Raw genomic sequence first — 22,651 nt, 5'->3', positions numbered from 1 at the left:
TCGTTTCGGCCGAGCGGCGGGCAGCGACGACCGCTGCCGCGCTGCCGCTTTACTTCAGCACGGCCGCGACGGCGTTCGCGACGACGTCGAGGTTACGCGTGTTCAGCGCCGCGACGCAGATCCGGCCCGTTGCGACGGCGTAAATGCCGAACTCTTCGCGCAGACGATCGACTTGCGCGGCGGTCAGACCCGAATACGAGAACATCCCGCGCTGTGCGTTGATGAAGCTGAAGTCGCGATCGACGCCGCTCGCCTTCAGGCGCTCGACGAGACCATTGCGCATCGCGCGGATGCGATCGCGCATTTCGCCGAGTTCCTGCACCCACGCAGCATGCAGTTCCGGCGACGCGAGCACTGCAGCAACCACGGCACCGCCATGCGTCGGCGGGTTCGAATAGTTCGTGCGGATCACGCGCTTGAGCTGCGACAGCACGCGCGCGGCTTCGTCCTTGCTCGACGTGATGATCGAGAGCGCGCCGACGCGCTCGCCGTACAGCGAGAACGACTTCGAGAACGACGACGAGACGAACGCGTTCAGATCGGCTGCCGCGAACAGACGCACGGCCGCGGCATCGGCCTCGATGCTTTCGCCGAAGCCCTGATACGCGATGTCGAGGAACGGCACGAGGTTGCGCGCCTTGACGACGTCGACGACCTGCTGCCATTGCGCTTCGGTCAGGTCCACGCCCGTCGGGTTGTGGCAGCACGCGTGCAGCACGACGATCGTGCCCGGCGCATAGCCGTTCAGCGCCGACAGCATGCCTTCGAAGTTCACGCCGTTGGTGGCCGCGTCGTAGTACGGATACGCGACGACCTCGAAACCGGCCGCTTCGAACAGCGCACGGTGGTTTTCCCAGCTCGGATCGCTGATCGCGACCTTCACGTTCGGGTTCACGGTGCGCAGGAAATCGGCGCCGATCTTCAGTGCGCCCGTGCCGCCCAGCGCCTGCGCGGTGACCACGCGGCCCGCGGCGATCAGCGGCGAATCGTTGCCGAGCAGCAGCTTCTGCACGGCCGCGTCGTACGCGGCGATGCCGTCGATCGGCAGATAGCCGCGCGGCAGGCCGGCGTCGACGCGTGCCTTTTCCGCTTCACGAACCGCGCGCAGCAGCGGAATCTTGCCGTCTTCGTTCGTGTAGACGCCGACGCCGAGATTGACCTTGGTCGGACGCGTATCGGCGTTGAAGGCTTCGTTCAGGCCCAGGATCGGGTCGCGGGGAGCAAGCTGGACAGCGGAGAAGAGCGACATGATGATTCGGCAGTAGTAAAAAGAGGGTCAGGCTTTCAACCGGCAAGGCGGACGCTGCAGCGCCCGCACGGGCAGGCACGACGCCGGGAAGCGCAGCAGCCTGACATTGTAGCGAATTCGCGCCGGAGCGACGTGCCCGATCGCGATGCCGGACGGGCGCGGCGTGTCGGGAGGCGGCAGCAGATCGAGCGGTCGCGAAGCGCTAGAATAGTTTTTTTGCCTCCGCACCGGCTGCACTCCATGTCAGAACACCATGCCGAAATCGGCGACACGCTTGACGAATCCAAATTCGTGAGGTTCGAAGGGTCGCCGTTCCAGCTCTATCAGCCGTATCCGCCCGCAGGCGACCAGCCGACCGCCATCGACACGCTCGTCGAAGGCGTGCAGGACGGTCTCGCATTCCAGACGCTGCTCGGCGTGACGGGCTCGGGCAAGACCTTCACGATGGCGAATACGATCGCGCGGCTCGGCCGCCCGGCGATCGTGTTCGCGCCGAACAAGACGCTCGCCGCGCAACTCTACGCGGAGTTCCGCGAGTTCTTCCCGCGCAACGCGGTCGAGTATTTCGTGTCGTACTACGATTACTACCAGCCGGAAGCGTACGTGCCGCAGCGCGACCTGTTCATCGAGAAGGACTCGTCGATCAACGAGCACATCGAGCAGATGCGGCTGTCGGCGACGAAGAGCCTGATGGAGCGCCGCGACGTCGTGATCGTCGCGACGGTGTCGGCGATCTACGGTATCGGCAATCCGTCCGAATACCACCAGATGATCCTGACGCTGCGCACCGGCGACAAGCTCGGCCAGCGCGACGTGATCGCGCGGCTGATCGCGATGCAGTACACGCGCAACGAGCAGGACTTCCAGCGCGGCACGTTCCGCGTGCGCGGCGACACGATCGACATCTTCCCGGCCGAACACGCGGAAATGGCCGTGCGCGTCGAGCTGTTCGACGACGAGGTCGAGACGCTGCAGCTGTTCGACCCGCTGACGGGGCGCGTGCGCCAGAAGATCCCGCGCTTCACCGTGTATCCGTCGTCGCACTACGTGACGCCGCGCGACACCGTGATGCGCGCGGTCGAGACGATCAAGGAGGAGCTGCGCGAGCGGCTCGAATTCTTCCACCGCGAAGGCAAGCTCGTCGAAGCGCAGCGTCTCGAGCAGCGCACGCGTTTCGACCTCGAGATGCTGCAGGAGCTCGGCTTCTGCAAGGGCATCGAGAACTACTCGCGGCACTTCTCGGGCGCGGCGCCCGGCGAGCCGCCGCCGACGCTCGTCGACTACCTGCCGCCCGACGCGCTGATGCTGCTCGACGAATCGCACGTGCTGATCGGCCAGCTGAACGGCATGTACAACGGCGACCGCGCGCGCAAGGAAAATCTCGTGAATTACGGGTTCCGGCTGCCGTCGGCGCTCGACAACCGCCCGCTGAAGTTCCACGAGTTCGAGCGCAAGATGCGCCAGGTCGTGTTCGTGTCGGCGACGCCGGCCGACTACGAGCAGCGCGTGACGGGGCAGATCGCGGAGCAGGTCGTGCGGCCGACCGGGCTCGTCGATCCGGAAATCGAGGTGCGGCCCGCGAGTTCGCAGGTCGACGACGTGCTGACCGAAATCAACGCACGCGTGAAGGCCGGCGAGCGTGTGCTGATCACCGTGCTGACGAAGCGGATGGCCGAGCAGCTGACCGAGTTCCTCGCCGATCACGGCATCAAGGTGCGCTATCTGCACAGCGACATCGACACGGTCGAGCGCGTGGAAATCATCCGCGACCTGCGGCTCGGCACGTTCGACGTGCTGGTCGGGATCAACCTACTGCGCGAAGGGCTCGACATCCCCGAGGTGTCGCTCGTCGCGATCCTCGACGCGGACAAGGAGGGCTTCCTGCGCGCCGAGCGTTCGCTGATCCAGACGATCGGGCGCGCGGCGCGCAACGTGAACGGCAAGGCGATCCTGTACGCGGACACGATGACCGAGTCGATGAAGCGCGCGATCGGCGAGACCGAGCGGCGCCGCGCGAAGCAGATCGCGTACAACGAGAAGATGGGCATCACGCCGCGCGGCGTGGTCAAGCGCATCAAGGACATCATCGACGGCGTCTACAACGCGGACGACGCGCGCGCCGAACTGAAGGAAGCGCAGCAGCGCGCGAAATTCGAGGACATGTCGGAGAAGCAGCTCGCGAAGGAAATCAAGCGCCTCGAGAAGCAGATGGCCGATTACGCGAAGAACCTCGAATTCGAAAAGGCGGCCGCGACGCGCGATCAGCTTGCGCTGCTGCGTGAGCGCGTGTTCGGCGCGAATGTCGGCGATCACGTGAGCGGCGGCCGGTAAATCTTTCCCAACACTGCTGAAACCTGCCGGTAACGGCCGTGTAAGCCTTGTCGCATCAGGGGTTTGCCGCCGTTCCGGTTTGTTCGGAAACCGGTTCGGTGCTACACTGCGCAATTATTGAGAATTGTTCGCATTAACGTTCTTCGTTGCGTTAGTGTTTCCAGCGAGCCGTCCGGCCGGGCGTTTCGCACGTGTTGTCAGACAAAAACAAGGAGTGTCCATGTTGGGTTCTTCGTTTATCCGCACGTCGGTGGCGGTGGCGGCGGCACTGGCCGCGATGTCGGTTTGCGCTGCGGAATATCCGATCGGCAAGCAGCAGATTCAGGGCGGCATGGAAATCGGCGCCGTCTATCTGCAGCCGATCACGATGGATCCGGAAGGGATGATGCGCAAGGCGTCCGATTCCGACATCCATCTGGAAGCCGACATCCACGCGGTGAAGAACAACCCGACCGGCTTCGCGGAAGGCGACTGGATGCCGTATCTGCAGGTGTCGTACAAGCTGACGAAGCAGGGCGACACGAAGTGGAAGGCCGAGGGCGACCTGATGGGCATGGTTGCGAGCGACGGCCCGCACTACGGCGACAACGTGAAGCTGAACGGCCCGGGCAAGTACCACCTGACGCTGATGGTGAAGCCGCCGATGCAGTCGGGCCACATGGCGTTCGGCCGCCACGTCGACAAGGAAACCGGTGTCGGCCCGTGGTTCAAGCCGATCACGCTCGAATACGACTTCCCGTTCGCCGGCATCGGCAAGAAGGGCGGGTATTGATCGGTCACGGACGGCGCGCTTCGGGCGCGCCGTCGGCGTAGAGAACCCACGATGAAATTTCCCCAGAAAATCGTCGCCGCCGTTGCCGCAATGTGGCTCGCCGGCGCGACGTACGCAGCCGACTTGCCGACGTTCAAGCTCGAGATGGCGGACGGCAAGCTGAATCCGGCCCGGATCGAAGTTCCGGCCGGCCAGCGTTTCAAGATCGAGATCAAGAACACCGGCAAGGGCGCCGCCGAATTCGAGAGCGTGCAACTGCGCAAGGAGAAGGTGCTCGCGCCGGGTGCCGATTCGTTCGTGGTCGTCGCCCCGCTGTCGCCGGGCGAATACAAGTTTTTCGACGATTTCCACCAGCAGGCGCAGGGTGTGATCGTCGCGAAGTAACGTTTTGTCTGCGTGCTGGCGCGCGGATGCGCCGCTCGCACGTCAGGAGGTATCGATGGGTCAGATCTTGTTCATCGTCTGGCGGGAGAGCGTCGAAGCGCTGCTCGTCGTCGGCATTCTGTATGCATGGCTGAAGAACGGCGACGCCGACGCGCGCCGCGGCCTGCCTTTCCTGTGGACCGGCGTCGTCGTGGGCCTGCTGATGGCGGTCGGCCTCGGCGCCGCGCTCGTCGGGTTCACCGAAGTGCTGTCGGGCGACGCGCAGGACTATTTCCAGACCGCGATGGTGCTGATCGCCTGCGTGCTGATCGTGCAGATGGTGTTGTGGATGCGCCGGCACGGACGCACGCTGAAGCGCGACATGGAGCAGTCGCTCCAGCAAAGCACGCGCGATTCGAACTGGTGGGGCGTCGCGGTGCTGGTCGCGCTTGCGATCGCCCGTGAAGGCAGCGAGACGGTGATCTTCCTGTACGGCCTCGGCTTCGGCCAGTCCGGCCATGTCGACGGCAGCCAGATGCTCGCGGTCGTGATCGGCCTGGGCCTCGCGTTCCTGACCTTCTACCTGCTGCAGCTCGGCGGCAAGTACTTCTCGTGGCGGCACTTCTTCCGCGTGACCGAAGTGATGCTGCTGTTCCTCGGCGCGGGCCTGTTCGAGACCGGCGTCGACAAGCTGATCGACAAGGAAATCCTGCCGCTCGGCATCTCGCAGGTGTGGGATACGTCGGCGATCCTCGACGATTCCGGCACGTTCGGCTCGCTCGTCGCGACGCTGACCGGTTATCGCGCGCACCCGGCGCTGACGAACCTGATCGCCTATGCGCTGTACTGGGCGGTCGTGTGGCTGCTGATGAAGCGTGCGAGCCGTCGCCCGGCCGTCGCAGCGGGTCGCGCGGCATGAGTGTCGTCGCAGCAGCAAAGCCGGGCCGGCTCGCGCAGGCCGGCCACTGGATGCAGCGCCACGGGGCGCTGATTCGCGGCATCCAGTGGGTCGTCGTCGCCGTCTATGCGTTCCTGATCATCGTGCCGGCGATCACGCCGCTGCCGGACGATTCTGCGCATCTCTGGAGCAACCTGACGCTCGCTGCGGAATTCGTGTTCTGGGGCATCTGGTGGCCGTTCGTGCTGCTGTCGATGGTGATGCTCGGCCGCGTCTGGTGCGGCGTGCTGTGTCCCGAGGGCGCGCTGGCCGAGTATGCAAGCCGCTTCGGCCGCGGGCGCGCCATCCCGCGCTGGATGCGGTGGGGCGGCTGGCCGTTCGTCGCGTTCGGGATCACGACGATCTACGGCCAGATGGTCAGCGTGTATCAGTATCCGCTTGCCGTGCTGCTCGTCCTCGGCGGCTCGACGGCCGCCGCCATCGTGATCGGGCTGCTGTACGGTCGCGAGAAGCGCGTGTGGTGCAAATACCTGTGCCCCGTCAACGGCGTGTTCGGGCTGCTCGCTCGGCTCGCGCCGATGCGCTACAAGGTCGACGAGGAAGCGTGGCGCCGCTCGTACAAGAACGGCGAGCACGGGCACCGCGTGATTCCGATCAACTGCGCGCCGCTCGTGCCGCTGCGCAACATGAAGGGCGCCGCCGCCTGTCACATGTGCGGCCGCTGCAGCGGGCATCGCGACGCGATCGCGTTGTCGTGGCGCTCGCCGTCCGATGAAGTCGTCAATCTCGGCGCGCAGCAGGCGAATCCTTGGGATACCGCGCTGATCCTCTACGGTCTGCTCGGCGTTGCGATCGGTGCGTTCCACTGGACGGTCAGTCCGTGGTTCGTGCAGATCAAGCAGTGGCTTGCCGGTTGGCTGATCGACCACGACATCACGTGGCCGCTCGAGACCGACGCGCCGTGGTTCCTGCTGACGCACTATCCGGACCGCAACGACGTGTTCTCGTGGCTCGACGGCGGGCTGATCGTCGGCTATATCGTCGGCACGGGCCTCGTATACGGTACGGCGCTGCTCGTGCTGCTGGCCGGCGCGACGCTGATGCTCGGCCGCTTCGATCGCGTCCGGCTCCATCATCTCGCGCAGGCGTTGATTCCGATCGCGGGTGCGGGCGTGTTCCTCGGGTTGTCGGCGACAACGTTGTCGCTGCTGCGCGCCGAACATGTGCCGCTCGGCTGGGCGGCCGATGTGCGGATTGCGATTCTGATCGGCGCCAACGCGTGGAGCGCCTGGCTCGCATGGAAGGTGACGGGCCGCTACGCGGCGTGGCCGCGCCGGCTCGCGGCTTTCGCGTGGTTTGCCGCCGCGCTGGCGGTGATCGATAGCGCGTGGTGGCTGATGTTCTGGGGTTTCTGAGCGGCTGCGCGAATCGCGTCGGCCACAGCGGCCGATCGTCGAACGGCGCTCGGTCTGCCTTCATGGATTTTCCATTCCCGCGCGAGCGCATCCGAGAGCACAAATAAAAAGCGACACGTCGAAGGACGTGTCGCTTTTTTGTTGCCGCGTGAGAACCAAAAAAGTGGCTTGGCTTGCTGCAACGGCTGCTTGAGTGTGTTTGCACGAAGGGGTCTAGATCTCGCGTGCAAGCCGTTGCGCTGGCTAATGCCCAACACCTCTCAGGGAGGTGGTCCCCACAATACTCTGTCGTTACTTCGTCAGGATCAGCTTGCCGAGCCGCGTTGCGCGCAACTGATACGTTTCGCCGTTGTGCGCAATGCTGATGTGGCTGTGACCTTGCAGCAGCGCGTCGCTGCTGACGACCCGTGTGCCGCTGTCGCGGTTGCCGGCAGGCTTCGCCGGAGCGGTAACCGCCGCCGTCTTCTGACGGCTGCCGCCTGCAGTGCCCGCAGTGCGGCGCAAGGTCAGCGTAGTCGGGCGCATGGTGTCGGTCATTCGGTTTGATCGGTGACTGTCGATACGATGGAATGAATTCTAAATGATAACTATTCCCATTTACAAAAACTCTTTATTGATCGGGGAAGCGGGGTCGATAGCTTGAAGCAAACGGCGGCGAGCACGCCGCCGCCCGTGTCAGTGCAGCGGATCCGGGTCCTTGCGTCCCTGCGCGTATTCGCGGATCAGGCGCACCGTATCGATGTCCGAGGTGCGATACGCTTCCTTCACGATGCCGTGCGTCTGCCGCGCTTCCTCGCTGTCGTCGGTGACGGTCAGCGTCGTCCGGTATTCGAAACGCAGGAACAGCTCATGATCGTCGCGTTCCTCGATCGTCATCGTCAGCGAGCCGCCGATTTCGCCGTCGGCCGCGTGAATGTCATAGCGGACCTGCTGATTCGGCGTGAAGGTCACGCGGTCGCGCACGACCGCGTGGCCGTAATGCAGTTCGCGCTCCAGCGTGGTCGCGGTGCGCTCGCGAACGACGCAGCTGTCGAGGCCGATCACGAACAGCTGCGGCTGCTCGGCGCGCAGCACGAGGCCCTCCCACAGCTGGTCGCGCGTGAGGGTCGGGATGGCCGGATCGTCGGTGTTGATCTGGATCAGGTGTTCGAAGTTCAAGGGGACGGTTTCCTTCTTGTGGCGGGACGCCGTGTGGTTCAAGTCAGGAAGTCATTGTGACGCAAAACGTGCGGCTTCGCGGCACCCGCGTCCCGTCCCGTACGCATTACGCTTCGATGCGCCCCATGCGACCGGTCTGATAATCGACGACGGCCTGCCGAATCTCTTCTTCGGTATTCATCACGAACGGGCCGTAGCGCACGATCGGCTCGTTCAGCGGTGTGCCGCCGATCAGCAGCAGGTCGAGCGACGTGTCGCCGGCGGCGAACGTGACCGTATCGCCGTCGTCGCCGAACACGATCATGTGACGTGCGTCGACGGCTTGCCCATCAGGCCCGTAGCGGCCCGTTCCTTCGAGCGGATAGGCGAACACGCGATAGCCGGCCGGCACCGCTTGCGTGACCGTCGCGCCGGGTTGCAGCGTGAAGTGCTGGTAGAGGATCGGCGTGCGCGTCTCGATCGCCGCACGCACGCCGAACGCTTCGCCTGCAATCACGCGCACGCGTGCGCGCCCGTCCGGCGACGTCGCGGTCGGAATGCGGTCGGCCGACATTTCCTGGTAGCGCGGCGCAATCAGCTTGTCGCGGCGCGGCAGGTTGACCCACAGCTGAAAGCCGTGAGAGCGGCCGCCGCTTCGCGCGAACTCGGGGTCCGGCATCTCGCTGTGCACGACGCCCGAGCCGGCCGTCATCCATTGCACGTCGCCGGGCCCGAGCGTGCCCGCATGGCCGGCCGAGTCGCGATGACGGAACCGCCCCTCGAGCACGTACGTGACGGTTTCGAAGCCGCGGTGCGGATGGTCGGGCGCGCCTTTCGCCTCGCCGGGCGCATAGTCGACGGGGCCCATCTCGTCGAGCAAGAGGAACGGATCGAAGTCCATCAGCTGACGCGTGGGGAACGGGCGGTGAACCACGAAGCCGCCGCCTTCGGTCGTCCGAACGGCGGGGTAGATGCGGTCAAGCGAACGAGCGGTCGTCATGGGGAAGCCCTCGAATCAACGGAATAGCGTTATTTTTGAAACACTACGCTATTATATTGACCGATTTGCTTGGGAATTTGCGGTGACCCGCAATGGATTGTTCTGAAATTGGAACGATGACATGAACATCGATGCACATAACCTGAACGACCTGATGTACTTTTCGCAGGTCGTCGAGCACGGCGGTTTTTCCGCGGCGGAGCGCGTCCTCGGCATCTCGAAATCGCGCCTGTCGCGGCGCCTGACGGAACTCGAGGGCGCCCTCGGCGTGCGGCTGCTGCAGCGTTCGACGCGCAAGCTGGCGCTCACCGAGGCGGGCGAGCTGTTCTACCAGCACTGCCAGGCGATGCTGGCCGAGGCGCAGGCGGCCATGAACGCGGTGCAGCAGCTGCGTGCGTCGCCGCGCGGGTCCGTGCGCGTCAGCGTGCCGGTCACGCTGTCGCAGACGATGCTGTCGCGGATCCTGCCGGAATTCCTGCATCGCTATCCCGAAGTGAAGGTGCACATCCGTGTGACGAATCGCGTGATCGACCTGTTCGAGGATTCGATCGACGTCGCGCTGCGCGTTCGCTCGGAGCCGCCGCAGAACGCGAACATCGTGGTGCGGCCGCTGTGGCGTACCGAGCAGATGCTGGTCGGCGCGCCGAGCCTGTTGAGCCAGAATGCGCCGCCGCTCGTGCCGGAAGATCTCGCGCATTTCGAAACGCTCGATACGCCGAGCGTCGACGGGCGGCACGTGTTCAACCTGATCGCGCCGGACGGCACGCGTCACGTGCACGAACACGATCCGCGCCTCGTGACGGCCGATCTGATGACGATTCGCGAGGCGGTGCTCGACGGTCTCGGCATCGCGGCGCTGCCGGAGATGATGTACGGCAATGCGTTGCGCGCCGGCCAGTTGTCGCCGGTGATGCCGGGTTGGACGTTGCCGGTCCCGCAGCTGTACGCGGTGTTCGTATCGCGGCAGGGGATGCCGCCTGCGGTGCGTGCGTTCGTCGACTACCTGGTGGAGAAGCTCGATCACGGCGAATACAAGCAGCCGAGCTGCCCCGAGCGCGCGAAGAAGGATGCGGCCGCGGACGTTGCGGCGAGCTGAACGTCGCATGCGCAAGGCGGCGGATTTGTTTTGTCATTGAAGCGTCGCCGGCAATCGCAAGTTTCAATCGACAGGCACTTGAATGCCGATGCGGGCAGGCCTATATTGAAATCCCATTTCGCGAAGGAAGTTCTGAGCGGAATCAGGTGGCCGCATATGTTGCGAGCCAGATAGGGCAGAACGCGCAACCCGTGCAGACCACGGTAGTCGCATTTGCGTTGCTCGAGGCGCAACCGATACCGCCGAAGAGCCCGCCGCCCGAAGGCGCCCGCGTGCGCATGAAAAAAGGCCTTCATCTGGCGATGAAGGCCTTTTACTTTGTGCAGCGCGCTTCGTTACTTCTTAACTTTCGCGCCCGGTTCCGTCACGAAGCCGAGCTTCGTCAGGCCGCCCGCCTGCGCATCGGACATCACCTCGGCCACGCGCTCGTATGCGACCTTGCGGTCCGCACGCAGATGCAGTTCCGGTTGCGGCTGATGCTGCGCCGCTTCCGCGATGCGCGCCTGCAACTGGTCGCGCGTAACGGTATGGTCGTTCCAGAGGATCGTGCCGTCGCCCTGGATCGCGACGTCGACCGTCTGCGGTTTCTCGTCGACGGGCTGACTGCTTGCACGCGGCAGATCGATCTTCACCGCATGCTGCATGGCCGGAATCGTCACAAGGAAAATGATCAGCAGGACCAGCATGACGTCGACGAGCGGCGTCATGTTGATCTCGCTCATCACGCCGTCGTCGTCATCGTCGCCGAAGCCGGTATTCATTGCCATGGTTCGCCCCCGCTTCAGCTGGCGCGCGCGGCGAGACGCAGGCCGCTGCGATCCGACGACGATGCGAGACGCTCGCCCGTCACGAAATAGGCGTGCAGGCCGTGCGCGAAGCGGCGCAGCTTGCTGACGATGCCCTTGTTCGCACGCGTGAGCGCGTTGTAGCCGAGCACGGCCGGAATCGCGACGAACAGGCCGAATGCCGTCATGATCAGCGATTCGCCGACCGGGCCCGCGACCTGATCGATCGACGTCTGGCCCGTCATGCCGATCGCGAGCAGCGCGTGATAGATGCCCCACACCGTACCGAACAGGCCGACGAACGGCGCCGTGCTGCCGATCGACGCGAGGATGGCGAGGCCGCTCTGCATGCGCGCGATGCCTTCGTCCATCGTGTCCTTCAGGCAGCGCGTGACCCAGTCGGACACGTCCATGCGGTCATGCAGATGCGGCTGCGTCTGATGGTGGTGGTCGGCCGCTTCCTTGCCCGACAGCGCGAGCGCGAGGAACGGATTGTCGACCGGCGTCGACGCAGCAAGGCCGAGCTTCTTGATGCCGTCCTCGAAGTCGTCCGAATGCCAGAAGGCTTGCTCCGCATTTTTCGTCAGGCGGTTCAGGCGCACCACGTTCCAACCCTTCACGACGATCACGATCCACGACAGGACCGACATCACGAGCAGCGTGATCGCAATGGCGCGCGTCACGAAATCACCTTGCGCCCAGACGTGCGCGATACCGTAGCTTTGCATTTTTGTTTCCCTTGAATCTTTCCGGATAAGGCTGGTTAATCGGTGAGCCCGAAGTTGTAGGGCTGCGTGCGAGCGGCGCGGATCGCCTGGCCGTTTTCGATATACGGACGGCAGGTGGTCGCGCGCATCGCGTCGAGCGCGGCTTCGTCGAGACGCGGATAGCCGCTGCTCTTCTGCAATTCGATGCTTTCGATCTTCCCCGTCACGCCGACGACGAAGTGCACGTACGCGGTGCCCGTTTCGCCGCGACGGCGCGACATCGCCGGGTAGTCGGGCTTCACGAACGAGCACTGCAGCGTCGGCACGTTCTTCGGCGCGCTGACCTGCATCGTTTCGCGGGCGGGGCCCGGCGCCGGTGCGGGAGCGGGCGCTGCCGCGGCCGGCGCGGCGGGCGAGGGCTCGGCGGCGGCCGGGGCGGGTGTCGGCGACGGTTCGGGCGACGGCGCGACCGGCTGCGGCGTCGGCTTCGCGACCTTCGGCGCCGGCTTCGGCTCGACCTTCGGCTTGACGTGCGGGACCGGCTTCGGCGGTGTTGGCTGCGGGATCGATTCGGCCGCGACCTGCTGCGCGACCGGTGCCGGCGGCGCGATCAGCTGCGCGGTGATCGACTGGACCTCGACGGATTTCGGCGGCGGCGCGCTGCGATGGAGCCATGCGGCCGTCAGCATGATCGCGTGTGCGGCCAGCACACCGACCGCGACGGCGACGACTCGGAGATTCATACGTGGAACAGCCGGCAAGGCGCCGGCAGAAGCGGAATGCGATGGCTGCATGTTAGCTTGAAAGAACGACGTCGCACCCGGGGCGCGGCGGGTGAAACGGCATCACTTGCGGAAGATCAGCAGCGAGATGCATACGGTGGTTACAAAACCGATCAGCAGTTCCATGTCCAGCTCCTTCGCGAATAAACCGCTGGCTTGCGCAGACGATGGCTTGCTGACGGGAAAAACAAAAAATGCGGCCGGGGCCGCATACGCACGCTCGGCCCGCTCAGGCCGCCTTGCGTTCGTAGAACGTCACCGGAATCGGATGAGCGTGATGCTCGACACCGCACCGGCTCGCGCACACGCCGTGCTCGGCCATCAGGTCGCGTACCGACTCCTCGCATTTGCCGCAGCAGGTCGCCACGCCAAGCTCGAACTGAAGCTCGTCGAACGAGTCCACGCCCTCCGCGAGGGACGCGCGAATCTTCCGATCGGAAACAGACTTGCATACGCAGACGATCATGATGAGTGCGATAGCTAACGTTAATGCGAATTATTATCATTAAATTCTGCGGCGTTGACAAGCGCGGGTTCGGTTTTTTTAAAGGTCATCGGACCCTGATAGGGGCGAGCCGCCGCACCTTGCGATGCGCGGCGAAGAGGGTGGGTCAGGCGGACGCGCAAGCGCGCGCGTTCGGCGATGCGATCGTGACGGCTTCGACCGGCGCGTCGAGGTCAAGCAGCGTCGATGCGAGCGCCTGCAACGGACGCCCGTCGCCCGTCGAGCAGAAGCGGGGAGCGGCCGCAGGCATGCCGGCGGGCGTACGCAGCCCGTGCTGTTCCAGCACGCGGGCCAGCTGGCGCGCGATCGCGTCGCTCGTATCGACGATCGCTATGCGCTCGCCGATCAGGCCGCGAATCGCGGTGGTGAGAAACGGATAGTGCGTGCAGCCGAGCACGATCGTGTCGGCACCTGCGTCGAGCATCGGCTTCAGATAGCCGTCGAGAAGCGCGCGCAGCGCGGGCGAGCCGGTGTCGCCGCGCTCGACGGCCTGCACGAGGCCGTGACCGGGCTGGCAGATGAAACGACACCCGGCGCCGTGGCGTTCGAGCAGCGCCTGGAAACGCGCGCTGCGCAGCGTGGCTTGCGTGGCCAGCACGCCGACGACGCCGCTCGCCGATTGCTCGACCGCCGGCTTGATGCCGGGCTCGACGCCGACGAGCGGAATCGCGAGACGTTCGCGTACCGCCGCGATCGATTGGGCGGTTGCCGTGTTGCACGCGACGACGAGCGCCTTGGCGCGTTGCTCGACGAGCCACTCGCCGATCGCGAGCGTGCGTTCGGTAATGAACGCGTCGTCGCGCTCGCCGTACGGCGCATGGCGCGTGTCGGCGACATAGACGAACGACTCGCCGGGCAGCCGCGCACGAACCGCACGCAGCACCGACAGGCCGCCTAGCCCGGAATCGAAGATCCCGATCGGTGCGGCGGCAGCGGTAGCGGTGCGGTGCGCTTCGGCGGCGCTCGGGGAAATCGTCATCGTCATGCGAACGGCGAGCGGGCGGGGGGCGCTTACTCCGGCGAACCCATCATCGACTGCTGATAGTTCTGCAGGCCGACCTTGCCGATCAGGTCGATCTGCGTTTCCAGCCAGTCGATGTGCTCTTCGGTGTCGTCGAGGATCTTTTCGAAGATCTCGCGCGACACGTAGTCGCGCACCGATTCGCAATAGGCGATCGCTTCCTTGCAGGTGGCCTGGGAGATCTGCTCGAGCTTCAGGTCGCACTTCAGGATTTCTTCGGTCTCCTCGCCGACGAGCAGCTTGTGCAGATCCTGCAGGTTCGGCAGGCCGTCGAGCATGAACACGCGCTCGATCAGCCAGTCCGCGTGTTTCATTTCGCCGATCGACTCGTCGTATTCGTGCTTGCCGAGCTTGTCGAGGCCCCAGTGCTTGTACATGCGGGCATGCAGGAAGTACTGGTTGATCGCCGTGAGTTCGTTCTTCAGCTGGGCGTTCAGGTATTCGATGACTTTCTTGTCGCCTTGCATGGCTTTTCCTTCTTCAGTAGCGCTTCAGAAACCGAACGATAATCGCTGGAACACGAAATGCCAAGCGCCGAAGCCTTGTCCGATCGGCTTGTCGGCCGTAATGAGAATCAACCGCGAACGGTCCGCAAGGAACGATTCGCGATACGCGCGAATGCATACCGGAATGAAAAAGGCCGGACAGGGTCTGTCCGGCCTTTCGCGTCGTTGCGCTTAAGCGGTCGCGACCGGGATCTTGCCGATCTTCGCCTGCCATTCCTTCGGACCGGTCTGGTGCACCGACGTGCCCGAAGAATCGACAGCAACTGTTACAGGCATGTCCTTCACGTCGAATTCGTAGATCGCTTCCATCCCGAGATCTTCGAATGCGATCACCTTCGCGTCGCGGATCGCCTTCGACACGAGGTACGCGGCGCCGCCGACCGCCATCAGATAGGCCGCCTTGTGCTTCTTGATCGCCTCGATCGCGACCGGCCCGCGCTCGGCCTTGCCGATCATCGAGATCAGGCCCGTCTGCGCGAGCATCGTCTCGGTGAACTTGTCCATCCGCGTGGCGGTCGTCGGGCCGGCCGGGCCGACCACTTCGTCGCGCACCGGATCGACGGGGCCGACGTAGTAGATCACGCGGTTCGTGAAGTCGACCGGCAGCTTCTCGCCCTTCGCGAGCATGTCGGCGATGCGCTTGTGCGCAGCGTCGCGGCCCGTCAGCATCTTGCCCGACAGCAGCAGCGTCTGGCCCGGCTTCCAGCTCGCGACTTCTTCCGGCGTCAGCGTGTTCAGGTCGACGCGCTTGCTCGTTTCGGTGTTCGGCTCCCAGTTGACCTTCGGCCATGCGTCGAGCGACGGCGCCTCGAGTTTCGCGGGGCCCGAGCCGTCGAGCACGAAATGCGCGTGGCGCGTGGCCGCGCAGTTCGGGATCAGCGCGACCGGCTTCGATGCCGCGTGCGTCGGCGCCGCCATGATCTTCACGTCGAGCACGGTCGACAGGCCGCCGAGACCTTGCGCGCCGATGCCGAGCGCGTTCACCTTCTCGTGCAGTTCGACGCGCAGTTCCTCGATCCAGTCCTGCGGGCCGCGCGCGATGATTTCCTGGATGTCGATCGGATCCATCAGCGATTCCTTCGCCATCAGCATCGCCTTCTCCGCGGTGCCGCCGATGCCGATCCCGAGCATGCCGGGCGGGCACCAGCCCGCGCCCATCGTCGGCACCGTCTTCAGCACCCAGTCGACGATCGAGTCGGACGGATTGAGCATCACGAACTTCGACTTGTTCTCGGAGCCGCCGCCCTTGGCCGCGACCTGCACGTCGACCTTGTCGCCCGGCACGATCTCGTAGTGGATCACCGCCGGCGTATTGTCCTTCGTGTTCTTGCGCGCGCCTTCCGGCGGATTCACGATCGATGCGCGCAGCACGTTGTCCGGATGCGTGTAGCCGCGGCGCACGCCTTCGTTGATCATGTCGGTCACGCTCATCGTCGCGCCGTCCCAGCGCACGTCCATGCCGACCTTCACGAAGATCGTCACGATCCCGGTGTCCTGGCAGATCGGACGGCGGCCTTCCGCACACATGCGGCTGTTGGTGAGGATCTGCGCGATCGCGTCCTTCGCGGCCGGGCTCTCTTCGAGCTCGTATGCGCGGCCGAGCGCCTGGATGTAGTCGAGCGGATGGTAGTAGCTGATGTATTGCAGCGAATCCGCGATGCTCTGGATCAGGTCTTCCTGTTTGATGACGGTCATGGCTGAGGCTCTGTGGGGACAGTAGGAATGCTGGGCCGGCCGTTCAGGCCGGCGTGCGCGACGCAGCGGCTGTCTGCGTCTCGTGGAAATGGGCCGGATGCGTGTGCGTCGTGAGGCGGTCGACCCACGCCATCACGAGCGCCGACACGAGGAACGACACGTGGATGATCACCTGCCACATGATCGCGTGCATCGTGTGCTGATCGGGGTTGATGAAGGTTTTCAGCAGATGGATCGACGAAATGCTGATCAGCGCCATCGACAGCTTGACCTTCAGCACGCCCGCATTCACGTGGTCGAGCCATTCGGGCTCGTCGGGATGGCCTTCGATGCCGAGACGCGACACGAACGTCTCGTAACCGCCGACGATCACCATGATCAGCAAGTTCGAGATCATCACCACGTCGATCAGGCCGAGCACCGCGAGCATCACGCTGATTTCGTCGAGGCTCGTTGCGTGCGACAGCAGATGCCAGACTTCTTTCAGAAACAGGAACACGTAAATCGCCTGCGCGACGATCAGCCCGAGATAGAGCGGAACCTGGAGCCAGCGGCTCATGAAGATCAGCGCGGGCAAAGGGCGCAACGGACGAGCGGCGGGACGGCCGGGCGAGTGCGGGGCGGACATGGTGAATGTGCTGCGGTGGGTGGGTATCGTGGGTAACTTAAAGGGCGCGCTATTGTAACGCGTCGGCCGGCGCGCCTGCAGCGACGCGCCGATGTGCCGGGGGACGGATCAGGAGGCGGCGGCGTCCGCCGATTTGATGCGCAGGCTCGCGAGCACGATCCCGCCGACCACGCACGCGAGCGCGATGCCATGCGCGAACGTCGGCCGCTCGCCGAGGAACGCGATCCCGTAGACGGCTGCCGCGACCGGCAGCACCGCGCTGAACACGCCGGCGAGGCTGCCCGGCACGTGGCGGATACCCTTCATCCACAGCCAGAACGAGAAGATGCTCGCCGACAGCCCGTACCACACGACGAGCGCCCACGTGCCGGCCGGCACGCTCGCATAGTCGAAGCGCCACAACGCGCCGGCGCCGAGCGGCAGCATCAGCAGCAGGCCGAACAGGTGCGTGTAGGCGCAGATGTCGATCGGCGCGAGCGTCTGCGTCAGGCGGCGCGACAGGATCACGTAGATCGATTCGCAGCACACGGCGCCGAGGATCAGCAGGTTGCCGGTCAGCGAACCGGCCGGCGCGCCCTGTGCGGACGCATTGCCGCTCGCGAGGTTGATCGTCACGACGCCGGCGATCGCGAGCACGATCGACACGAGCGCACGGCCGTTCGGCTTTTCTCCGAGGAACAGCCAGGCGAACAGCGCGACGATCGCGGGGAACGTGCTCGTGATCACGCCGGCCGCGACGGCGCTCGTGCGCTGTACGCCGTTGAGCATCAGCAGCGTGAACATGAACGTGCCGAAGAACGCCTGCAGAAACAGGTTCAGCCATTCCGCGCGCCGCACCGCGCGCATCTTGACGGGATTGAACAGCGGCCACAGCACGGCGATCGCGATCACGAAACGCAGGGTAGCGAGCAGGGCGACGGGAACGAAGGCGACGATCGATTTGCCGATGCCGACGTTGACGCCGACGAAGAGCATCGACAGGACGAGACAGAATGCGTAGCGATTCAAGCTGGAATCCGGAAGGCGAGTTCAGTTAGGATTGTAGGGTCGCGGCCGGCGGCGCGCCAAGCGCCGGCCGCCGCGTAAGTGACGGGTAAGTTGAAGCGCTTATCTTGAAACAGCCGGACCGCCGACCGCCTTCGTGTGCGTGACGCGGTGCAGCATCGCGCGCGACCTGCCGGGTCGCGCGCGGGTGAGTGGGAGACAGCGGCGCCGAGGCGCCGGCCAAGACGCGGCGCGCACGATCGCGCCGCCATGCAGAGGATTCATGTTCACCAAGGGGTAGTCGATGTCTGCGATTGAATCGGTTCTTCACGAAAGCCGCCAGTTTGCGCCTCCCGCGGCGCTCGAGAAGGCGGCGACCATTTCCGGCATGGAAGCCTATCGCGCACTGGCCGCCGAGGCCGAGCGCGATTACGAAGGGTTCTGGGCGCGCCTCGCGCGCGAGGGCCTCGCGTGGCACAAGCCGTTTACGAAGGTGCTCGACGAGTCCGATGCGCCGTTCTACAAGTGGTTCGACGACGGCGAACTGAATGCGTCGTACAACTGTCTCGACCGCCACGTCGAAGCCGGCAACGGCGAGCGCGTCGCGGTAATCTTCGAGGCCGACGACGGCACCGTCACGCGCGTCACCTATGCCGACCTGCTCGCGCGCGTCTCGCGCTTCGCCAATGCGCTGAAGAAACGCGGCATCGGCAAGGGCGACCGTGTCGTCATCTACATGCCGATGTCGATCGAAGGCATCGTCGCGATGCAGGCCTGCGCGCGCATCGGCGCGACGCACTCGGTCGTGTTCGGCGGCTTCTCCGCGAAATCGCTGAACGAACGGCTCGTCGACGTCGGGGCAGTCGCGCTGATCACCGCCGACGAACAGGTGCGCGGCGGCAAGACGCTGCCGCTGAAGAACATCGCCGACGAAGCGATCGCGATGGGCGGCTGCGACGCGGTGAAGAGCGTGATCGTCTATCGCCGCACGGGCGGCAAGATCGACTGGCATGCCGATCGCGACCTGTGGATGCACGAACTGGCCGACGGCGAATCCGACACCTGCGCGCCCGAATGGGTCGGCGCCGAGCATCCGCTGTTCATCCTCTACACGTCCGGTTCGACCGGCAAGCCGAAGGGCGTGCAGCACAGCACGGGCGGCTACCTGCTGTGGGCCGCGCAGACGATGAAGTGGACCTTCGACTGGAAGCCCGCCGACGTGTTCTGGTGCACGGCCGACATCGGCTGGGTCACGGGCCATACCTACATCACGTACGGACCGCTCGCCTGCGGCGGCACGCAGGTCGTGTTCGAAGGCGTGCCGACGTATCCCGATGCGGGCCGCTTCTGGAAGATGATCGGCGATCACAAGGTCAGCGTGTTCTATACCGCGCCGACCGCGATCCGCTCGCTGATCAAGGCCGCCGAGGCCGACGAGAAAGTGCATCCGAAGAGCTATGACCTGTCGAGCCTGCGCATCATCGGCACGGTCGGCGAGCCGATCAATCCGGAGGCGTGGATGTGGTACCACAAGCACGTCGGCCAGGAGCGCTGCCCGATCGTCGATACGTGGTGGCAGACCGAAACCGGCGGCCACATGATCACGCCGCTGCCGGGCGCGACGCCGACGGTGCCGGGTTCGTGCACGCTGCCGCTGCCGGGCATCATGGCCGCGGTCGTCGACGAGACGGGCCAGGACGTGCCGAACGGCCAGGGCGGCATTCTCGTCGTCAAGCGGCCGTGGCCGTCGATGATCCGCACGATCTGGGGCGACCCGGAGCGCTTCAAGAAGAGTTACTACCCCGAGGAACTCGGCGGGCGCCTGTATCTGGCCGGCGACGGCACCGTGCGCGACAAGGAGACCGGCTACTTCACGATCATGGGCCGCATCGACGACGTGCTGAACGTGTCCGGTCACCGGCTCGGCACGATGGAGATCGAGTCGGCGCTCGTCGCGCACGAGCTCGTGGCCGAAGCCGCGGTGGTCGGCCGTCCCGACGACACGACGGGCGAAGCGGTGGTCGCGTTCGTGGTGCTCAAGCGTGCGCGGCCCGAAGGCGAAGAAGCCGCGGCGCTCGCGAAGGCGCTGCGCGACTGGGTCGGCAAGCAGATCGGCCCGATCGCGAAGCCGAAGGACATTCGCTTCGGCGACAACCTGCCGAAGACGCGCTCGGGCAAGATCATGCGGCGCCTGCTGCGCTCGCTCGCGAAGGGCGAGGCCATCACGCAGGATACGTCCACGCTCGAGAATCCGGCGATTCTCGAGCAGCTGACCGAAGCGCGCTGATCGTCCCCGTCGCGCGCGTCGCGCGCATGAGCCCCTGCGCGGCCGTCCGGATTGTCCGCGCGGGGGCTTTTTGTCAAACAACGGCATGACCGTTCCGACCCGCCCGGCGCCCGTCGCGCCACCGCCCGTTCCCGAGCCGCTCGCGCGCGCCCATGCGCGCTATTGGCGTTTCAACGTCGTGCTGATCGTCGTGCTGATGGCGATCGGCTTTTCGGTATCGTTCGTCGTGCCGTTCTTCGCGCCCGCGCTCGCGCACCTGCGTTTTGCCGGCTTCAGCCTGCCGTTCTACGTCGGCGCGCAAGGCGCGATTCTCGTCTACCTCGTGCTGATCGCCGTCTATATCGGGCTGATGCAGCGCGCCGATCGCACGCTGCGCCGCACGTACGATCTCTACGCGACGCGCGCGGACGACCCGCGCGGCGGCCGCTGATTCATGCTCACGCATCGACTCATTCGCGCGTACGCGCTCTACACGCTCGGCTTTCTCGGCTTCGTGCTGCTGCTGTGGCGCATCGAGCGCGCGACCGGCTCCGGCGTCTGGATCGGCTACGTGTTCCTGTTCGTGCCGATTGCCGTCTATGCGGTGATCGGGCTGTTGTCGCGCACGTCCGATCTCGTCGAATACTACGTGGCGGGGCGGCGCGTGCCGTCGGCGTTCAACGGGATGGCGACCGCGGCCGACTGGTTGTCGGCCGCCTCGTTCATCGGCCTCGCCGGGTCGCTCTATGCGACCGGCTACGATGCGCTGGCATACGTGATGGGCTGGACCGGCGGCTTCTGTCTCGTCGCGTTTCTGCTCGCCCCGTACGTGCGCAAGCTCGCGCGCTATACGATTCCCGATTTTCTCGGCACGCGCTTTTCCAGCACGGCAGTGCGCGCGCTCGCGGCTGGCGCGGCGATTCTCTGTTCGTTCGTCTATCTGGTCGCGCAGATTCAGGGCATCGGGTTGATCGCGACACGCTTCATCGGCGTCGATTTCGCGATCGGCATCTTCTGCGGCCTCGCGGGGATTCTCGTCTGTTCGTTTCTCGGCGGCATGCGCGCCGTCACGTGGACGCAGGTCGCGCAGTACATCATCCTGATCAGCGCGATCCTGATACCGGTGTCGCTGATCGCGATGAAGAACGGGCTCGGCCCCGTGCCGCAGTTCACGTACGGCAAGCTGATGGAGCGCGTCGCCGAGTACGAGGCGCGCGTGCGCGATGGGGCCGAAGAGCAGCAGGTGCGCGACGCGTACCGGCGGCGTGCGGCGCAGATTCAGACGCAGCTCGACCGGCTGCCGGGCTCGTATGCCGATGCGCGCCGACAGCTCGCCGATCAGCTCGCCGACCTGCGGCGTCACAACGGGCCGCTGCGCGAGATCACGCTGCGCGAGCGCGAACTCGCGGAGTTTCCCCGCGACCCGGCGGCAGCGCGCGTCGTCTGGACGCAGATGCGCGACGAACTGCTCGCGCGCGCCGAACCGCCGGTGCCGATGCACGAGCCGTTTCCGGCCGCAAGCGATGCCGAGCGCAAGCCGCGCGAACGCAATTTCCTCGCATTGCTGCTGTGCCTGTCGCTCGGCACCGCGAGCCTGCCGCACATCCTGACGCGCTACAACACGACGACGTCGGTCGCATCGGCGCGGCGCTCGGTCGGCTGGACGCTGTTCTTCATCGCGCTGTTCTATCTGAGCGTGCCGGTGCTCGCGGTGATGATCAAGTACGAGATCCTCGCGAATCTCGTCGGGCGGCCGTTTGCGGAATTGCCCGCGTGGGTTACGCAGTGGCATCACTTCGAGCCCGACCTGATCAGCGTGATCGACGAGATCCGCGACGGCATCGTGCATGGGGCGGAGATCCAGATGCAGCCGGACATGGTCGTGCTCGCCGCACCGGAAATCGCGGGGCTGCCGTATGTCGTGTCCGGGCTCGTTGCGGCCGGTGCGCTCGCCGCCGCGTTGTCGACCGCGGACGGACTGCTGCTGACGATCGCGAATGCGCTGTCGCACGACGTCTACTACTGCATGGTCGCGCCCGACGCGACGAGTCAGCGTCGTGTGACGATCTCGAAGGTGCTGCTGCTCGGCGTCGCGTTGTTCGCGTCGTACGTCGCGTCGCTCAATACCGGGAAGATCCTGTTTCTCGTGGGCGCGGCGTTTTCGCTCGCGGCCTCGAGCTTTTTTCCGGTGCTCGTGCTCGGCGTGTTCTGGAAGCGCACGACGACGCGCGGCGCGATCGCCGGGATGGTGACGGGGCTTGCGGTATGCGTCTATTACATCGTGTCGACGTATCCGTTCTTCACGCAGCTGACGGGCTTTGCCGGGCCGACGTGGTTCGGGATCGAGCCGATCAGTTCGGGCGTGTTCGGCGTGCCGGCCGGGTTTGCGGTGGCGATCGTCGTGAGCCTGCTCGATCGGCGGCCCGATGACTATACGCGGGCGCTCGTCGACTATATTCGGCACCCTTGAATGCGCGAGGCGGGCGGTGCGGTACGCCGGAAAGGGAAATG

Annotated in this window: 22 protein-coding genes; 9 read left to right on the top strand and 13 right to left on the bottom strand. The window is 65.3% G+C overall.

Features of this window, described 5'->3' with window-relative positions; genetic code table 11:
* Positions 1-49: 49 nt before the first annotated feature.
* Entirely contained in the window at positions 50-1,249 is a 1,200-nt protein-coding gene (locus NP80_RS23975) for an amino acid aminotransferase (RefSeq protein WP_006407927.1), read from the bottom strand.
* Between the two features lie 240 nt (positions 1,250-1,489).
* On the opposite strand from NP80_RS23975, the gene uvrB reads away from it, so the two are divergent.
* The 5 genes from uvrB (at position 1,490) to NP80_RS23950 (ending at position 7,028) form a co-directional block, all read left to right on the top strand.
* Complete coding sequence (uvrB, locus tag NP80_RS23970; RefSeq protein WP_006409595.1) at positions 1,490-3,580, top strand: excinuclease ABC subunit UvrB; 2,091 nt, start codon at positions 1,490-1,492, stop codon at positions 3,578-3,580.
* Between the two features lie 220 nt (positions 3,581-3,800).
* The gene (locus NP80_RS23965) at positions 3,801-4,352 is read left to right on the top strand and encodes an iron transporter (protein WP_006407929.1); all 552 of its coding nucleotides are present in this window, start codon (positions 3,801-3,803) and stop codon (positions 4,350-4,352) included.
* 51 nt (positions 4,353-4,403) lie between these two features.
* On the top strand, positions 4,404-4,736 hold the full coding sequence (locus NP80_RS23960; protein ID WP_006407930.1) for a cupredoxin domain-containing protein: 333 nt from the start codon (positions 4,404-4,406) through the stop codon (positions 4,734-4,736).
* Positions 4,737-4,791: 55 nt separating this feature from the next.
* On the top strand, positions 4,792-5,634 hold the full coding sequence (locus NP80_RS23955) for an FTR1 family iron permease (RefSeq protein WP_006409594.1): 843 nt from the start codon (positions 4,792-4,794) through the stop codon (positions 5,632-5,634).
* The gene (locus NP80_RS23950) at positions 5,631-7,028 is read left to right on the top strand and encodes a 4Fe-4S binding protein (RefSeq protein WP_006409596.1); all 1,398 of its coding nucleotides are present in this window, start codon (positions 5,631-5,633) and stop codon (positions 7,026-7,028) included. Before NP80_RS23955 ends, NP80_RS23950 begins: the two co-directional genes overlap by 4 nt.
* A 291-nt stretch (positions 7,029-7,319) precedes the next feature.
* Here NP80_RS23950 and hemP read toward each other — a convergent pair whose 3' ends face one another.
* From hemP to NP80_RS23935, 3 genes are all read right to left on the bottom strand, one after another.
* On the bottom strand, positions 7,320-7,565 hold the full coding sequence (gene hemP / locus NP80_RS23945; RefSeq protein ID WP_006402044.1) for a hemin uptake protein HemP: 246 nt from the start codon (positions 7,563-7,565) through the stop codon (positions 7,320-7,322).
* 138 nt (positions 7,566-7,703) lie between these two features.
* Positions 7,704-8,186: an SRPBCC family protein gene (locus NP80_RS23940; protein ID WP_006407933.1), complete on the bottom strand. Its 483-nt coding sequence runs from the start codon at positions 8,184-8,186 to the stop codon at positions 7,704-7,706.
* A gap of 106 nt (positions 8,187-8,292) precedes the next feature.
* A complete protein-coding gene (locus NP80_RS23935) occupies positions 8,293-9,165 on the bottom strand; it encodes a pirin family protein (protein WP_006402042.1) in 873 nt (290 codons plus the stop codon).
* 121 nt (positions 9,166-9,286) lie between these two features.
* Here NP80_RS23935 and NP80_RS23930 point away from each other — a divergent pair, with 121 nt between their 5' ends.
* The gene (locus NP80_RS23930) at positions 9,287-10,261 is read left to right on the top strand and encodes a LysR family transcriptional regulator (RefSeq protein ID WP_006407935.1); all 975 of its coding nucleotides are present in this window, start codon (positions 9,287-9,289) and stop codon (positions 10,259-10,261) included.
* 335 nt (positions 10,262-10,596) lie between these two features.
* On the opposite strand, the gene NP80_RS23925 is transcribed toward NP80_RS23930, so the two are convergent.
* The 9 genes from NP80_RS23925 to NP80_RS23885 form a co-directional block, all read right to left on the bottom strand.
* The gene (locus NP80_RS23925) at positions 10,597-11,028 is read right to left on the bottom strand and encodes an ExbD/TolR family protein (protein WP_006402040.1); all 432 of its coding nucleotides are present in this window, start codon (positions 11,026-11,028) and stop codon (positions 10,597-10,599) included.
* Positions 11,029-11,042: 14 nt separating this feature from the next.
* Complete coding sequence (locus NP80_RS23920) at positions 11,043-11,774, bottom strand: MotA/TolQ/ExbB proton channel family protein (protein WP_006409593.1); 732 nt, start codon at positions 11,772-11,774, stop codon at positions 11,043-11,045.
* Positions 11,775-11,809: 35 nt separating this feature from the next.
* Entirely contained in the window at positions 11,810-12,547 is a 738-nt protein-coding gene (locus NP80_RS23915) for an energy transducer TonB (protein ID WP_045594191.1), read from the bottom strand.
* Between the two features lie 217 nt (positions 12,548-12,764).
* Positions 12,765-13,001: a (2Fe-2S)-binding protein gene (locus tag NP80_RS23910; RefSeq protein WP_006402037.1), complete on the bottom strand. Its 237-nt coding sequence runs from the start codon at positions 12,999-13,001 to the stop codon at positions 12,765-12,767.
* A gap of 145 nt (positions 13,002-13,146) precedes the next feature.
* On the bottom strand, positions 13,147-14,025 hold the full coding sequence (gene murI, locus NP80_RS23905) for a glutamate racemase (RefSeq protein WP_006408910.1): 879 nt from the start codon (positions 14,023-14,025) through the stop codon (positions 13,147-13,149).
* A 26-nt stretch (positions 14,026-14,051) separates the two neighbouring features.
* Complete coding sequence (bfr, locus tag NP80_RS23900) at positions 14,052-14,528, bottom strand: bacterioferritin (protein WP_006402035.1); 477 nt, start codon at positions 14,526-14,528, stop codon at positions 14,052-14,054.
* A 210-nt stretch (positions 14,529-14,738) separates the two neighbouring features.
* Complete coding sequence (locus NP80_RS23895; protein ID WP_006402033.1) at positions 14,739-16,262, bottom strand: fumarate hydratase; 1,524 nt, start codon at positions 16,260-16,262, stop codon at positions 14,739-14,741.
* Between the two features lie 43 nt (positions 16,263-16,305).
* Complete coding sequence (locus NP80_RS23890) at positions 16,306-16,890, bottom strand: TIGR00645 family protein (RefSeq protein WP_006407941.1); 585 nt, start codon at positions 16,888-16,890, stop codon at positions 16,306-16,308.
* A 108-nt stretch (positions 16,891-16,998) separates the two neighbouring features.
* Positions 16,999-17,898 carry a DMT family transporter gene (locus NP80_RS23885; RefSeq protein WP_006408911.1) on the bottom strand — a complete coding sequence of 300 codons (900 nt, stop codon included), beginning with the start codon at positions 17,896-17,898 and terminating at the stop codon, positions 16,999-17,001.
* Positions 17,899-18,178: 280 nt separating this feature from the next.
* Between NP80_RS23885 and acs the strand changes: the two genes are divergently transcribed.
* From acs to NP80_RS23870, 3 genes are all read left to right on the top strand, one after another.
* Positions 18,179-20,161, top strand: coding sequence for an acetate--CoA ligase (gene acs, locus NP80_RS23880; RefSeq protein WP_045594189.1), 1,983 nt, complete (start codon positions 18,179-18,181; stop codon positions 20,159-20,161).
* Between the two features lie 85 nt (positions 20,162-20,246).
* Complete coding sequence (locus NP80_RS23875) at positions 20,247-20,591, top strand: DUF4212 domain-containing protein (protein WP_006402028.1); 345 nt, start codon at positions 20,247-20,249, stop codon at positions 20,589-20,591.
* 3 nt (positions 20,592-20,594) lie between these two features.
* Positions 20,595-22,610, top strand: a complete 2,016-nt coding sequence (locus tag NP80_RS23870) for a sodium:solute symporter family protein (protein ID WP_006411246.1) — start codon at positions 20,595-20,597, stop codon at positions 22,608-22,610.
* The last annotated feature ends 41 nt before the right edge of the window (positions 22,611-22,651 follow it).

The sequence above is a fragment of the Burkholderia multivorans ATCC BAA-247 genome (genome assembly GCF_000959525.1).
Taxonomy (GTDB): Bacteria; Pseudomonadota; Gammaproteobacteria; order Burkholderiales; family Burkholderiaceae; genus Burkholderia; species Burkholderia multivorans.
This window is presented reverse-complemented; position numbering and strand designations above follow the sequence as displayed.

Bases quoted from the DNA above. Each gene is read 5' to 3' on its own strand.
- NP80_RS23975 (WP_006407927.1), bottom strand. From the start codon at position 1,249: ATGTCGCTCTTCTCCGCTGTCCAGCTTGCTCCCCGCGACCCGATCCTG.
- uvrB (WP_006409595.1), top strand. From the start codon at position 1,490: ATGTCAGAACACCATGCCGAAATCGGCGACACGCTTGACGAATCCAAA.
- NP80_RS23965 (WP_006407929.1), top strand. From the start codon at position 3,801: ATGTTGGGTTCTTCGTTTATCCGCACGTCGGTGGCGGTGGCGGCGGCA.
- NP80_RS23960 (WP_006407930.1), top strand. From the start codon at position 4,404: ATGAAATTTCCCCAGAAAATCGTCGCCGCCGTTGCCGCAATGTGGCTC.
- NP80_RS23955 (WP_006409594.1), top strand. From the start codon at position 4,792: ATGGGTCAGATCTTGTTCATCGTCTGGCGGGAGAGCGTCGAAGCGCTG.
- NP80_RS23950 (WP_006409596.1), top strand. From the start codon at position 5,631: ATGAGTGTCGTCGCAGCAGCAAAGCCGGGCCGGCTCGCGCAGGCCGGC.
- hemP (WP_006402044.1), bottom strand. From the start codon at position 7,565: ATGACCGACACCATGCGCCCGACTACGCTGACCTTGCGCCGCACTGCG.
- NP80_RS23935 (WP_006402042.1), bottom strand. From the start codon at position 9,165: ATGACGACCGCTCGTTCGCTTGACCGCATCTACCCCGCCGTTCGGACG.
- NP80_RS23930 (WP_006407935.1), top strand. From the start codon at position 9,287: ATGAACATCGATGCACATAACCTGAACGACCTGATGTACTTTTCGCAG.
- NP80_RS23925 (WP_006402040.1), bottom strand. From the start codon at position 11,028: ATGGCAATGAATACCGGCTTCGGCGACGATGACGACGACGGCGTGATG.
- NP80_RS23920 (WP_006409593.1), bottom strand. From the start codon at position 11,774: ATGCAAAGCTACGGTATCGCGCACGTCTGGGCGCAAGGTGATTTCGTG.
- NP80_RS23915 (WP_045594191.1), bottom strand. From the start codon at position 12,547: ATGCAGCCATCGCATTCCGCTTCTGCCGGCGCCTTGCCGGCTGTTCCA.
- NP80_RS23910 (WP_006402037.1), bottom strand. From the start codon at position 13,001: ATGATCGTCTGCGTATGCAAGTCTGTTTCCGATCGGAAGATTCGCGCG.
- murI (WP_006408910.1), bottom strand. From the start codon at position 14,025: ATGACGATGACGATTTCCCCGAGCGCCGCCGAAGCGCACCGCACCGCT.
- bfr (WP_006402035.1), bottom strand. From the start codon at position 14,528: ATGCAAGGCGACAAGAAAGTCATCGAATACCTGAACGCCCAGCTGAAG.
- NP80_RS23895 (WP_006402033.1), bottom strand. From the start codon at position 16,262: ATGACCGTCATCAAACAGGAAGACCTGATCCAGAGCATCGCGGATTCG.
- NP80_RS23890 (WP_006407941.1), bottom strand. From the start codon at position 16,890: ATGTCCGCCCCGCACTCGCCCGGCCGTCCCGCCGCTCGTCCGTTGCGC.
- acs (WP_045594189.1), top strand. From the start codon at position 18,179: ATGTCTGCGATTGAATCGGTTCTTCACGAAAGCCGCCAGTTTGCGCCT.
- NP80_RS23875 (WP_006402028.1), top strand. From the start codon at position 20,247: ATGACCGTTCCGACCCGCCCGGCGCCCGTCGCGCCACCGCCCGTTCCC.
- NP80_RS23870 (WP_006411246.1), top strand. From the start codon at position 20,595: ATGCTCACGCATCGACTCATTCGCGCGTACGCGCTCTACACGCTCGGC.